At 66.7% G+C, this 12,375-nt stretch carries 11 protein-coding genes and 2 pseudogenes; 6 read left to right on the top strand and 7 right to left on the bottom strand.

Going from position 1 to position 12,375, the window contains the following annotated elements:
• Positions 1-29 precede the first annotated feature (29 nt).
• Positions 30-1,319 carry a hemolysin family protein gene (locus HMH01_RS15100; protein ID WP_171326632.1) on the top strand — a complete coding sequence of 430 codons (1,290 nt, stop codon included), beginning with the start codon at positions 30-32 and terminating at the stop codon, positions 1,317-1,319.
• Here HMH01_RS15100 and HMH01_RS15095 read toward each other — a convergent pair.
• Positions 1,320-1,694, bottom strand: a pseudogene (locus HMH01_RS15095) (sodium:calcium antiporter); the annotation flags it as partial. It lies immediately after the preceding gene.
• Here HMH01_RS15095 and HMH01_RS17860 point away from each other — a divergent pair.
• Positions 1,694-1,807 (top strand): annotated as a pseudogene (locus tag HMH01_RS17860) (putative 2-aminoethylphosphonate ABC transporter ATP-binding protein); the annotation flags it as partial. The pseudogenes HMH01_RS15095 and HMH01_RS17860 sit on opposite strands and share 1 nt — an antisense overlap.
• Positions 1,808-1,951: 144 nt before the next feature.
• Here the strand turns inward: HMH01_RS17860 and HMH01_RS15090 are convergent.
• A complete protein-coding gene (locus HMH01_RS15090; protein WP_171326631.1) occupies positions 1,952-3,091 on the bottom strand; it encodes an HPP family protein in 1,140 nt (379 codons plus the stop codon).
• A gap of 673 nt (positions 3,092-3,764) precedes the next feature.
• Between HMH01_RS15090 and HMH01_RS15085 the strand changes: the two genes are divergently transcribed.
• Entirely contained in the window at positions 3,765-4,232 is a 468-nt protein-coding gene (locus HMH01_RS15085; protein WP_171326630.1) for a YHS domain-containing (seleno)protein, read from the top strand.
• 1,347 nt (positions 4,233-5,579) lie between these two features.
• Here the strand turns inward: HMH01_RS15085 and HMH01_RS15080 are convergent.
• The gene (locus HMH01_RS15080; RefSeq protein ID WP_171326629.1) at positions 5,580-6,995 is read right to left on the bottom strand and encodes an MFS transporter; all 1,416 of its coding nucleotides are present in this window, start codon (positions 6,993-6,995) and stop codon (positions 5,580-5,582) included.
• Between the two features lie 228 nt (positions 6,996-7,223).
• Between HMH01_RS15080 and HMH01_RS15075 the strand changes: the two genes are divergently transcribed.
• The 3 genes from HMH01_RS15075 (at position 7,224) to HMH01_RS15065 (ending at position 8,344) form a co-directional block, all read left to right on the top strand.
• The gene (locus HMH01_RS15075; protein ID WP_171326628.1) at positions 7,224-7,421 is read left to right on the top strand and encodes a hypothetical protein; all 198 of its coding nucleotides are present in this window, start codon (positions 7,224-7,226) and stop codon (positions 7,419-7,421) included.
• 41 nt (positions 7,422-7,462) lie between these two features.
• Positions 7,463-7,966, top strand: a complete 504-nt coding sequence (gene cueR / locus HMH01_RS15070; protein WP_343035343.1) for a Cu(I)-responsive transcriptional regulator — start codon at positions 7,463-7,465, stop codon at positions 7,964-7,966.
• An 84-nt stretch (positions 7,967-8,050) separates the two neighbouring features.
• The gene (locus tag HMH01_RS15065) at positions 8,051-8,344 is read left to right on the top strand and encodes an antibiotic biosynthesis monooxygenase family protein (RefSeq protein ID WP_216366893.1); all 294 of its coding nucleotides are present in this window, start codon (positions 8,051-8,053) and stop codon (positions 8,342-8,344) included.
• 101 nt (positions 8,345-8,445) lie between these two features.
• Here the strand turns inward: HMH01_RS15065 and HMH01_RS15060 are convergent, their stop codons facing one another.
• The 4 genes from HMH01_RS15060 to HMH01_RS15045 all read right to left on the bottom strand — a co-directional run.
• Positions 8,446-9,477 carry a 2Fe-2S iron-sulfur cluster-binding protein gene (locus tag HMH01_RS15060; protein WP_171326626.1) on the bottom strand — a complete coding sequence of 344 codons (1,032 nt, stop codon included), beginning with the start codon at positions 9,475-9,477 and terminating at the stop codon, positions 8,446-8,448.
• A complete protein-coding gene (locus HMH01_RS15055; RefSeq protein ID WP_171326625.1) occupies positions 9,470-10,774 on the bottom strand; it encodes an MFS transporter in 1,305 nt (434 codons plus the stop codon). The genes HMH01_RS15060 and HMH01_RS15055 overlap by 8 nt, the downstream gene beginning before the upstream one ends.
• On the bottom strand, positions 10,762-11,016 hold the full coding sequence (locus HMH01_RS15050; RefSeq protein ID WP_171326624.1) for a glutaredoxin family protein: 255 nt from the start codon (positions 11,014-11,016) through the stop codon (positions 10,762-10,764). Before HMH01_RS15050 ends, HMH01_RS15055 begins: the two co-directional genes overlap by 13 nt.
• A gap of 71 nt (positions 11,017-11,087) precedes the next feature.
• A partial coding sequence (locus HMH01_RS15045) for a heavy metal translocating P-type ATPase (protein ID WP_171326623.1) occupies positions 11,088-12,375 on the bottom strand: 1,288 nt, incomplete at its 5' end.

Genomic DNA, 12,375 nt, shown 5'->3' with positions numbered 1-12,375 from the left:
GCGCAGGCTTCACCACGGAACACAATCGCATGCTTCTCGAGATCCTGATCGTCCTTGCCCTGACCCTGGTGAACGGTGTGCTCGCCATGTCCGAGCTTGCCATCGTGTCGTCGCGGCCGGCCCGCCTGCAGGTCCTCGCCGACAATGGCAGCCGCAGCGCGGGCATTGCGCTGAGGCTTGCGGCCGATCCGGGAAGGTTCCTCTCGAGCGTACAGATCGGCATCACGCTTGTGGGGGTTCTCTCCGGCGCCTTTTCGGGCGCCACGCTGGGCGTCCGGCTTGCCGGTGCGCTGGCGGGCGCGGGAATGAGCCCGGGGCTTGCGCAGACCCTGGGCGTGGGCGGCGTGGTCGTCGCGATCACCTATCTCGCGCTGGTGTTCGGCGAGCTTGTCCCCAAGCAGATCGCCCTGCGCGCCCCCGAGGCGGCCGCCGTGCGGATCGCGCCGCTTCTGAACCTGATCGCGATCGTCGCGGCCCCGATCGTCTGGCTGCTCGACCGCTCCGGGCGGGCCGTGCTTGCGCTTCTGGGCCAGTCGGGCCGGGCGGATCGCGGGGTGACCGACGAGGAGGTGAAGCTGGTGCTCTCCGAGGCGCATTCCGCCGGCGTCATGGAGAAGGCGGAGACCGAGATGATCGCCGGTGTCATGCGCATCGCGGACCGCACCGCGCGCGGCCTCATGGTGCCGCGCCACGAGGTCGAGGTGGTCGATGTCGAGGATAGCGCCTACACGGTAATCCGCCGCTTCCGCGAAACCGGGCATTCCCGCCTGCCGGTCCGCGACGGCCGCGCGGACAACATCGTGGGTGTGCTTAAGTCGCGCGACTTCCTCGATCCCGGCCCGGCCACGCCGGGGGTTCGCGAGGTCATGATCGAGGCGCCGGTGGTACAGGACGGCATGGCCGCGCTCGACGTGCTGGAAACGCTTCGGAAATCCCCGGCCCACATGGTGCTCGTCTATGACGAATACGGGCATTTCGAGGGGATCATCACGCCGATGGACATTCTGCAGGCCATCGCCGGCGAGTTCCCCGAAGGCGAGGAGGCCGAACCGAGGCTTGTCGCACGCGAGGATGGCAGCCTGCTGGTCGCGGGCTGGATGCCGGCCGACGAGTTCGCCGACCGCACCGGCCTGGCTCTCGAGGAGGATCGTGACTTCGAGACGGTGGCGGGGCTCGTGATCGACCGGATGGGCCGCCTCCCCGACTTGGGCGACCATCTGGATCTGGGTCCCTGGCGGATCGAGGTGGTGGACCTCGACGGCCGCCGCATCGACAAGCTGCTGGCCACGAAACGCGCCGGGGACCTAAGCCGTAGTTGATCAGGGCCAGAGTACGAACAGGTAGATTCCAGAGCCGGTCAGCAGCGCCGCGCCTTCCGAGCGCGCGATCCTAAAGCCGGTCCAGGCAAAAGCCACGAGCGCGAGCGAGACGCCGATCATCACCAGGTTGTCGAAGCTCACGATCTCGACCGGCACGGCTCCGGGCGCGATCAGCGCCGTCGCGCCGCCGATCCCGAGGATGTTGTAGATGTTGGATCCGACAATATTGCCGAAGGCCACGTCGCCCTGCCGCCGCAACCCGGCAACGACCGAAGTGACAAATTCGGGCATCGACGTGCCGACGGCCACGATGGTCAGCCCGATCACCGTCTCCGAGATGCCGAAGTCGCGCGCAAGCGTCACCGCGCCACTGACTGGCCGACCTCGTTGTCGTGATGTCGATGGGGCGCATCGAACAGGTCGGCAACCCGTCCGAGATCCTCACAAAGCCGGCGACCAAATTCGTGCGGGTGGTCACTGCGCCATGAGCACCAATACGGCCGCAGGCGTTAAGACACGGGGCTGGGGAGCGCCCGTCATTGCCGGGCAAGGTCCAGCGGCCGACCGTATCCGTTGCCCGGTCCGGCACCGGACCACCTAGCTCGAGCGTTTCCGCATACGCTGCCCCCACCTCAGGCGGCTGTCTGCAGACCACCCGCAAGGATCGTCTGCCGCGCGAGGACCGCCACCAGGTCCGAGCGTGTAACGATGCCTGCAAGGCGCGATCCCTCGACGACGGGGGCCGCCTGCACGCGCCCGTCCGCCAGCAGCTGGACCAGCACGCCGATCCCGTCGGTCGGTCGGACCGTGCAGAGCTCTGTCGTCATGATGTCGCACGCGCACAGGCGGCGGTCGCCTCCGGGGGCGAGGAGGTTTGTCATCGCCGCGGCAAAGCCCCTGCCCTCCCTTGTCGCGTCAAGACGCGCCCGCTGGATCAGGTCGTTCTGGGTGATGATGCCGCGCAGCGTGCCGTCGGTGTCCACGACCGGAAGCGTCTTGAACCGGTGCTTGCGGAACAGGTCCGCCACCCGCCGGGCGCGGGTATCGGGCGTGACGCTGACCACATCGCCCGACATGACCGCGCCACAGGTCAGCCCCTTGAAATGACGCCGGGCCGCCTCGGCCTCGGCTGCGGCAAGGATGCGCCCGAAATCCTCGGCGCCGATATTGGCGCTCAAGTTGAAGCGGTCGAGGACAGCTGCGAGGTCCTCGCTCGACAGCCCGAGGCGGTGTGTGTTCGCATCACGCATCGTTGCGTGCCGTTCCGCCACCGCCGGCTGGCGGAACGGGTACTTCCGCCCGGTCGCCCGGTTGTAGAGCACCGCGAGCGCGACCAGAAGCGCCGTGTCAAGCATCACCGGCGAGAGCACGAAGCCAAGCCCATGCGTGACCCCCGCGGGCGTTGACAGCACGGTGGCGAGCGCGACCGCGGCCCCCGGCGGATGCATCGCCCGCAGCACCGCCATGCTCAGCATGGCTGCGAGAACGGCAAGACCGGCCGACAGCTCCGGGGCAAGACCAAGGCCGGTGACGCCGATGGCGACAAGGGCCGACGCGGCGTTCCCGACGATGGCCGACCAGGGCTGCGCGAGAGGCGAGTTGGGCACCGCGAACACCAGGAACGCGGTCGCCCCGAGGGGCGCGATCAGCAGGAAACGCGCCGCCTCTCCATGCCACGCCTCCAGCAGGACCAGGATGGCCCCGCACAGCCCCAGCGCAAGCCCCGCCCCAAGCCCGGAACGCAGTGCCTCGCGCCAGTTTGGCCGTGGCATTGCCGGGCCGAGGCTGCGCAGAAGGCGCCGCATATGGATACGTATCAGTGGCGCCCGGAGGGAGCGTGCCTTCCCGGACCGTTTGCGCATGCCGTGTTCGGCAACCGCGGGCTCTTGCTTCCTTTCCGGACTGCTCCGCATCGGCTCACACCGGCGCAGGAAGATGCTGCGATAACCCGAGCGGGGCCACGAAGATTGCCGCTGCCACTATGCCTCGCTCCTTGTCCGGGGACCGGCTGATGACGCCATGGTCCATGCGCGTGCGGTCCCGTGAGACGGGACGCCGGGCGCGGCATCCACCGCGCTGGTCGCTCGTTGCCCGAGACAAGCCAGATTGACAAGCCCAAGGCGTGTCTGCGGCCGCCGCCAAGGTCCGAATGCTGGTCGCGCTCTGGCGGTGCAGGACGAACGCCCATGCAGGGCGCGATGGCTTTGCGCAACCGCTGATCCGATACCCAGCCGCGGGGCGGGACACGCGTTCTTTTTTCAAGGCATCTGCCTGGGGCGAATGCGGCAAGGGAGGCATCCGGGCGCCCAGCCACACGCATGGAGCGCACGTCTTAATCACTGTTGCGTCAACACGAGTCGTGCACAGAAACAAACTCTCGCTCCTGAACGAATGGAAAGCCGCGAGACCGAAATCTTGCTTCGTTAAACCCAACAGGAGACGACCATGAAATTTCTGACCGGAACCCGCCTGGCACTTGGCCTTGCTCTCTCATTGGCGGCACCGCTTGCGTATGCTGCGGATGAGCATTTTCTGGCTGAAGGAGCGGCCGTGGGTGGCTATGACGTCGTCGCATACCACACCCAGAACAGCCCCGCCCTCGGTTCGGCTGAATTCACTTCGATCTATCAGGGTGTGGAGTGGCGGTTTGCCAGCGCTGCTAACCGCGATCTTTTTGCAGCCGACCCCGCGAAATATGCCCCGGCCTACGGCGGGTGGTGTTCCGCGGGCGCCAGCAAAGGCAAGAAGGTACCCACGCGGCCAGACCTGTTCGCGATCGTTGATGGTCAGCTCTACCTGAACAGCTCGCCCGCGGCACATGAGGGGCTTTTCCTCAAGGATACCGCTGGCGTCATCGACAGAGGAGAGAGCAACTGGAAGCGTATCTTCGCCACTGAAGCCGACAAGCTCTGAAGACTATTGATCAAGGCCCGCGCACCGGAACGTCGGCTGCGCGGTGCCATCCTGACCTGCGTCCGCTGGTCCCTCGATCATAACAAGGATCTGCAGGCCAGAGATGGGCATTCGGCCTCACGTCTTGCGCAAACGCGTCGGGCGCGAAGCCGTCAAATTGCTCAAGCATCCGGCGCGCTTGGGTCAGCATCCGGTTACCTAGCGACGAGTGTGGCCTGACCTCCCACACCTCGGGCGTGACGGCGACATTCCCGTAGAGCACCCCGATCGGCCGCCTTAGCGCGAGCAGACTGCGCAGCGCCGGAGCCGGGCACCCCACCGCGCCAGATGGCCGACCTGAGAGGCGCTGAGAGCGGCGCAGGAGCCGCGAGTTATGTTGCTCATATGCAACACTCACCCAGCACCCCTAGCGGCCGTCAGCGACGGGTTTCTGGGGCCCTCAGGGTGCAATGCGCCCTGAGCCTTGGACAGCCGGAGCTCAGGACTGCTCATTATCACCGCCAGGTATAAGGATCCGTCCCCTTCGCACCCAGAATTGCCTCTACCCGGCAGCATGGGTCCGTGGCCCTGACCAAGACTTCCAGCCTCTCCCGGCTCCGCCGCCACCGATACAGGCGGTGAGCGGGAGCGAGCCTCCGCGGCGAGGGCCCCGCGTCGGGTCTGATGATCTCTATGGTGGGGCGCCAAGTGTCGATCCGGAGGGAGGGAGACGAGAACGGCAGATCCATCGATATGGACCGGCTGTTAGAGAGGATCTCTTACGAGACGACGAAAGACCCGAACCGGCCCCCAGGCTGGGACAGGCACTGCAGGCTGCACCATGGCGACCGGCCTCTCCTGAACAACCGTCCGTTCTGAAAATGCGCTGAGAGCGGTGCAGGAGGCGCGAGTCGTGTTGCGCATATGTCACTATGCCGGACACACCTAGCGGCCGTCAGCGACGGGTTTCTGGGGCTCTCAGGGTGCAATGCGCCCTTAACCTGGGACAGTCGAACCTCCGGACGACACCCGACCGCCCGTATGTATAAGGATCGGCCCCCTGACCGCCCGGAATTGCCGACACCCGGCAGCATGGCTCCTCCGTCCTATCTAGGACTTCCAGATTCCGTCCCACGCGCTTCCCACTGATGCCGCTCGAGAGCGGAGACGAGCCTTTCCCCAATCCGCTCTGCCAATCCGGCGAGTTCCTCCCAAGCATCGTACAGCGATCGTGTAAGGCCCATCCGATTTTTCGGACAACCAGAGGACCCGCAAAGCGAGGTTCACGATCTCGCCGTGGCTCCTCCGCTCTCGTGACGCGCATTGCCGAATGCGCCTCCGGCCGTAGGGCCGGAGGCGTTGTCGTCATCAGCCCACGGGAACGTTTGCCACCGTCCCGTTCCCTCGCACGAAGACGGCGGCAACGGCGCTGGCCAGCAGTCCGACGACGGCGGCACCCAGGAAGGCGGCCCGATACCCCGACAGGACATCTACGGCCTCGTGCGGCGTGCCGGCGAGTTGCGAGGCCGCTACCGAAACCATCACGGCGAGTCCAAGCGCAGATCCCACCTGGTAGGTCGTGTTGATCAGACCGGAAGCCAGCCCGGTATCCTCGGGTGCCGCGCCTCCCATGCCGGTCATCGTGACTGGGATATAGGCCAGCGACATGCCGAGCGCGGCGATCAGCGAAGCCGGAAGGACCGAGGCAAGATAGGTGCCGTCTGCAGGGATCGTCGCCAGCAGACCGAGGGCGCCGCTAAGCGCCAGGAGACCGGTGATCATGACGGGCTTCACACCGAAACGGCCGATCAGGGGACCGGTGAGCTTCACCATGAACACCATGATGACCAGCGTCATCGGCAGGAGCGCGAGGCCCGACCCGAAGGCCGACAGGTTCAGCACCGACTGGAGATAGAGGTTCAGGAAGAACCACAGTGGAATCCAGGCAGCGCCCAGGAGCGCCATGACAAGATTGCCAGCCCCAAGGCCCGGTGCCCGGAACAGGCGCAGCGGCAGAAGCGGCGAACGCGACTTGGCCTGGACGATCAGGAACAGGATCAGCAGACCGACCGCGGCACCCAGAAGGGCGAGGGTCTGAGGCACCAGCCAGCCGACATGCTCTCCGGTGACGATGGCATAGACTGCCGCCACGATCGCGCCGGTCACAAGCACCGAGTCGATCACGCCGATCTTGCCCCGCGATCCCGGAATCTTCCGAAGCACGGCGGGACCGATGGCAAGCACGGCAAGACCCAGCGGGACGTTTACAAGGAACGTCCAGGTCCAGCTCATCCACTCGGTGATGACACCGCCAAGGAAGACGCCAGCGGTCCCGCCGGCTGCGGCGGAGGCACCCCAGAACCCGAACGCGCGGCCAAGCTCGGCCGGGCGCGCGCCGAAGAGGCGCATGAGAATGGACAGCGCAGCGGGTGCGATCAAAGCCGCCCCGACACCTTGCAAGGCGCGCCCTGCAAGAAGGATGGCCTGGCTATCGGCAAGCCCCGCGACCAGAGAGGACGCGGTCAGGATGCCGAAGCCCGAGAGGAAGATGCGGCGCGCGCCGACCACGTCGGCGAGCTTGCCGCCGAGCAGCAGAAGGCCGCCGAAGGCGATCACGTAGGCATTGAAGATCCAGCTCAGCCCATCGTCGGTGAACCCGAGATCGGCCTGGATGGCGGGAAGCGCGACACCAATGATCGAGGTGTCGAGGATGACGATGAACTGCGCTGCGCACAGGAGTGCAAGCGCCGCCCACCGCTTTGGATCGGGATTGGGAAGTGACATCGGAGGAAATCCTCTGGTTGCAGTTGGACCGCAGCGATTCGTGCGGCTGCCCAGCTTCCTCGGGGTTCCAATGATGGCAGGGTCAACGCGCCTCCCAGCGTGTCAGGGGGCGCCATGCGAAGATTTCCTCGAGATGCTCGATGCTCGTTCGGTTCGGCATTGACCCTCCCTCCCTTGGAGGCCCGAGAAGGTGATTCGACTGACCACCATTCACCCTGGAGAACTCCGATGACCGATTCCGTTCCAGTCCCTGTCCGCCCCTCGCTGCTCGGACATCTTCTCAGCATCCTGAGAACCGCGACGCTCGAGCGCATGATCCTGCCTGACATCGAAGGCACTGATATAGAGGAGCAAATCCTGCTGGAGTCTGATCTTGTCCGGACGCCGCCCCTTCTGTGTGCCGCTCCAAAGCCACCGTTTCTTTGACCGTTGCACGAAAACCCTGTTGACCCTCCAATGATGGGAGGGTGCAGGAAGGATTCGATCCCGGCATCGCCGGACTGAAACGGAGCCATGCCATGAATATCGGAGAAGCCTCGAAGGCGACCGGCATCTCGGTGAAGATGCTGCGCTACTACGAAGAAATCGGTCTCGTCCGCCCGGCCCTCAGGGCGTATTCGGGCTATCGGGTCTATTCGGACAAGAACGTCGCGATGCTGCGCTTCGTGCGGCGGGCCCGCGACCTCGGGTTCCAGGTGAAGCAGATCGCGTCGCTTCTGGATCTCTGGCAGGACGGAAGCCGCGCCAGTGCGGACGTGAAAGCGCTGGCGCTCGACCACGTTCGCGAACTGGAGCAACGCCGCCGGGAGCTCGATGAGATGATCGGCACGCTGCAGCACCTCGCGCATCACTGCCATGGCGACAGCCGACCCGACTGCCCGATCCTGACCGGCCTGAGCACAGAGGAGGAAGTGCCCGCCAAGCCGGCGCGCAAGAAGGCCTCGCGCCGAAGCTTCGCCGTAGCAGGCTGACAGCTCTCAGGCATTGGGGCTGTCCGCGGTCAGGACGCTGGCAGTAGATTTCCGGGCCCCGGAGGGCAGACCATGATCGGCAGGATGTGGACGACACGTGTCGACGAGGCGCGTGCCGCCGAATACGAGGCGTTCGCCAGAGAGATCTCGCTGCCGATGTTCCGTCAGCAGCCCGGATTTCTTGGTGTCGCCATGATGCGCCGCGGTGAGGATTGCGTGGTGCTGACCCTTTGGCAGGATGCGGGGTCGGTCGCGGACCTTGCCGGATCCGACTCCTACACCCGGACCGTCAGCGCGATCCTTGCCGCGGGGTTCCTTCAGGGAGAGCAGACCCTGGAGCGCTACGACGTCCACCTGCTCGCCGACTTGCCGACATAAGGCGCGCACGTCCAGCAAGCGTCCGGACTGCTCAAGGTCACAACCAAGAGACCACGTGCCACGAGGATACCTCCCTCGTGGCACGTCGCTTTTTCTGCGTCTCAACTGGCGGCTGCGACGTCGCTGGCCCCCGCTGCATTCTCAGGCGTGAAGAACACGTCTGCGTGCAGATCGGCCGACTGAAGGCCGGAGGCCAGAACGACGTCCGTCAAGGCGTCGATCATCACCGGCGGGCCGGCGGTATAGACCTTCCAGCCGTCCAGATCCTGCAGGTCTGCGCGGATGGCGGCATGCAGAAATCCTGTCCGCCTGACGGTAGGCGCTGACGGCGCCGACAGCACGGGCGTCACGCTCATGTTGCCATGCTGTGCCGCGAGGGCGGCCAGCTGGTCGAGACCATAGAGGTCGCGCTCGTCCCGCCCGCCGACATAGACGCGGATGGGCTGGCGCATGCCCTGCGCGACGGCGCTTTCCAGGATCGACAGGATCGGTGCAAGCCCGGAGCCGCCGGCCACGGCGAGGATCGGACCGGTATGCCCGGTCCGCAGGTGCGCCGTGCCGTGGGGGCCGGTGATGCCGAGGCGATCACCGACGCGGAGGCGGTCATGGATTGCCGTCGAGGTTCGCCCATCGGGTACGCGCCGGACGTGGAACTCAAGTACCTCTGCGCCCGGCGGGTTCGCCATCGAGTAGTCGCGTGCGGCCACGCCCGGCAGCTTGAGCGTCGCGTATTGGCCGGGCGCGAACTGAAGCGGGGCGCCGTCCACCCGGAGCCGCAGGCGCAGGATGTCGTGCGTGAGAAGTTCGGTGCCCACGACTTCCGCAGACATTTCGCGGACAGAATGGCTTACTGCGTGCTCGTCCCCCAACCAGGCCACGCTCACCGGACCCTTCGGCACGGCTCGGCAGGGCAGGATCAGGCCACTGTCGCGTTCCTCGGGAGGGAGCGCAAACCGCGAGTGATCGAGAAGATCAACCTCGCCGCTGGCGAGGCGCGACTTGCAGTTGCCACAGCGGCCGGACTTGCAGCCATGCGGGTAGTCGATGCCTTCGGCCAGCGCAGCCGAGAGGATCGTCTGTCCGTCCGGCACCGTAATGGTCCGGCCGATGTTGAGAAGGGTAACTTCAGACATTTCTCGATACTCCATTGCAGGAAAGGGCGCACGAAAGGGCGCAGGTGACGATGCCGGTACCGCTTGCGGCGGCGCAGGCACACACAGTCTCGACGAGCGAGACAGACGACGCAGCCGGGGTGTGGCGCAGGACCAGGACGGACAGGATCGCGGAAACTGCTGGCGCGACGAAGGCGAGCGACAATGCGGGTCCGACCCCGATCTGCGTCTGCAATGCGCCGATGCCGAAGTAGAGGAGGCCCGCAAGAGCGAAGCCGAGACCGAAGACCATGCCAGCGGCGGTGGCGCCGGCACGCGGCGCGAAGTCCTGCGCGGCGACGACGAGGATCGGGGTCGCCGCGTAGCTGAGCGCCCCCGCCGCGGCGAGCGCGGCGACGAACAGGGTCGTTCCCGGCGTGAGCCAGAGCAGCGCAAGGAAGGCCGGCATCCCGGCGGACATCACGCCCGCGAGCAGCCAGGTCCGCGGCAGGCGCGCGGTGAGGAACCCGACGCCGATGCCACCGGCCGCGGCGGCGAGCGAGAAGGTGCTGAGCGTGCCGGCGATTGCAGGATCGCCCCCGGAGAGTCCGTGCCGCTCCATCAGGTAGAGCGGCAGACCGTTGAGGACCGCCGTGGCTGGCAGGAAGGCAAAGGCAGTGGCAAGCGTGATAAGGCCGACTGGTCCGAGAACGAGGCGCATGTCGAAGCGCGGGGCTGCTGCGACCTTGCGGACCGTGTTCTCATCGTTGCGCGGCGCGAAGGCGTGGATCGCTGCCGCAGCAAGGACGCCGGGCAGGATCAGAACGAAGGGCAACGCTGGCCCGGCCAGGTCGCGCGCGACGGCGATGAGGCCCGGGCCAGCGGCGTAGCCGAGCATGCCGCCTGCGGAAAACAGGGCGACGGCAAACTCCGGCCGCCGGGCGCCGCGCCGCACCAGCATGGATCCCGCGGGGTGGATTGCGGCTGAGCCGAAGCCGGCGACGGCGACAAGAGCAAACAGGAGCGGCGCGCTCGGCACGACGGCGAGAAGACTGAGCAGTACCGCGCTGAAGAGGACGCTTGCTGCGGTCACGGGAACCTCACCGAACCGGTCCGAAAGGCGTCCGAGCAGCGGACCCGGAAGCGAGGCGGACAGCGCGAAAAGCGCCACGAGGCCGGCCAGCGTCGCCTCGTCGAGCCCGAGCTGGCGATGGAAAGTCGGAAGCATCGCGGGCAGGAAGGCGGTATAGGCGTCGTTGACCGTGTGGCCGAACGTGCCGAGGACCAGAGCGCGACGTCCGGTGTCGACGCGCGGCGGGTCGAGGGTCAGTTCGGCCATGTCCCCAGCTCCTTCAGGCGGGCCTCGATGCGGGGCTTCTGGTCCTCGAACGTGCCGTAGGTGAACCAGTCGCCGATCTCGGTGATCGGGGCTACGCGCACTCCGAAGCGGCGTTTGGCCTCGTCCATCACGGCCTGATCGGTGAGATCGCGTTCGGCGTAGGCGATGCCGAGGCGGGCAAGCCAGGCCTTGAGCGTGCGGCAGTCCGGGCAGGTCGGGGTGGAATAGACGGTGACGGTCATGGCGGGTCTCCTCGGTTGGATGGTGATGGGGTAAAGGGGGCGTCCCCGGTCGGGCCGGGGACGCGGGAGGTTCAGCGTGTCGCTTCGGCCATGGGCGCTGCGAACCGGCGCAGCCGGAGCGCGTTGCCCAGAACAAAGACCGAGGACAGCGCCATCGCGCCGGCGGCGAAGACGGGCGACAGCAGAATGCCCGACACCGGCCAGAGCGCCCCGGCAGCAACCGGGATCAGCGCGGCGTTGTAGGCGAAGGCCCAGAACAGGTTCTGCCGGATATTCCGCATCGTGGCCCGGCTGAGCGCAATGGCGTTCGGCACGCCCTTCAGGCTGCCGGACATCAGCACGACATCCGCGGCTTCGATGGCAACGTCGGTGCCGGTTCCGATGGCCAGACCCACATCGGCCTCGGCCAGCGCGGGGGCGTCGTTGATGCCGTCGCCGACGAAGGCCACGGAGCCGAGAGCCTTGAGCCGCTTGATCGCCGCGACCTTGCCGTCCGGCAGCACTTCGGCCACCACTTCGTCGATCCCGAGATGCCGGGCGATGGCTTCGGCCGTGCGCCGGTTGTCGCCGGTGATCATCGCGACCTTGAGACCGAGGTCGTGCAGCGCACGGATCGCCTCGGGGGTGGTCTCCTTGATCGGATCGGCCACCGCGATGATCGCGGCCAGTCGCCCGCCGATGGCGGCGTAGAGCGGCGACTTGCCTTCATCGGCAAGCCGCGCGGCGGTGCTTGCGAAGGCGCTCACGTCATGGCCCAGCTGTGCCATGTAGCGGTCGGCGCCGATCTCGACGCGGATCCCTCCGGCCTCAGCGGTGACGCCGTAACCTGTCACGCTCTCGAACGAGCTCAGTGCGGGCAGGATGAGCCCTTCGGCTTCGGCCGCTTCGACGATGGCGCGGGCGATCGGGTGTTCGGACTTGGCCTCCACGGCGGCGATCCGGGACAGCACGTCGGCACGCTCGAACCCGTCCGCCAGGACGAGGTCGGTCAGGGTCGGCTTGCCTTCGGTCAGCGTTCCGGTCTTGTCGAGCGCGACGACCTTGGCATCCTGCAACCCCTGCAGCGCGTCGCCCTTGCGGAACAGCACACCCAGTTCCGCCCCGCGCCCGGTGCCCACCATGATCGAGGTCGGCGTGGCAAGGCCCATGGCACATGGGCAGGCGATGATCAGAACGGCCACCGCATTGACGAGACCGAAGGTCAGTGCCGGATCGGGGCCGAAGAAGAACCACACGCCGAACGTCAGTGCGGCAAGCGTCATCACCGCTGGCACGAACCACATGGTGATCTTGTCCACGAGGCCCTGGATCGGCAGCTTGGACCCCTGCGCCTCCTCGACCATGCGGATGATCTGCGCG

The organism is Halovulum dunhuangense (assembly GCF_013093415.1).
Lineage (GTDB): Bacteria > Pseudomonadota > Alphaproteobacteria > Rhodobacterales > Rhodobacteraceae > Halovulum > Halovulum dunhuangense.
This window is presented reverse-complemented; position numbering and strand designations above follow the sequence as displayed.

Excerpts from the sequence above, each read along its gene's own strand:
- HMH01_RS15100 (WP_171326632.1), top strand. The coding sequence starts at position 30 with ATGCTTCTCGAGATCCTGATCGTCCTTGCCCTGACCCTGGTGAACGGT.
- HMH01_RS15055 (WP_171326625.1), bottom strand. The coding sequence starts at position 10,774 with ATGGCCGAACTGACCCTCGACCCGCCGCGCGTCGACACCGGACGTCGC.
- HMH01_RS15075 (WP_171326628.1), top strand. The coding sequence starts at position 7,224 with ATGACCGATTCCGTTCCAGTCCCTGTCCGCCCCTCGCTGCTCGGACAT.
- HMH01_RS15090 (WP_171326631.1), bottom strand. The coding sequence starts at position 3,091 with ATGCCACGGCCAAACTGGCGCGAGGCACTGCGTTCCGGGCTTGGGGCG.
- HMH01_RS15080 (WP_171326629.1), bottom strand. The coding sequence starts at position 6,995 with ATGTCACTTCCCAATCCCGATCCAAAGCGGTGGGCGGCGCTTGCACTC.
- HMH01_RS15085 (WP_171326630.1), top strand. The coding sequence starts at position 3,765 with ATGAAATTTCTGACCGGAACCCGCCTGGCACTTGGCCTTGCTCTCTCA.
- HMH01_RS15065 (WP_216366893.1), top strand. The coding sequence starts at position 8,051 with ATGTGGACGACACGTGTCGACGAGGCGCGTGCCGCCGAATACGAGGCG.
- HMH01_RS15060 (WP_171326626.1), bottom strand. The coding sequence starts at position 9,477 with ATGTCTGAAGTTACCCTTCTCAACATCGGCCGGACCATTACGGTGCCG.
- HMH01_RS15050 (WP_171326624.1), bottom strand. The coding sequence starts at position 11,016 with ATGACCGTCACCGTCTATTCCACCCCGACCTGCCCGGACTGCCGCACG.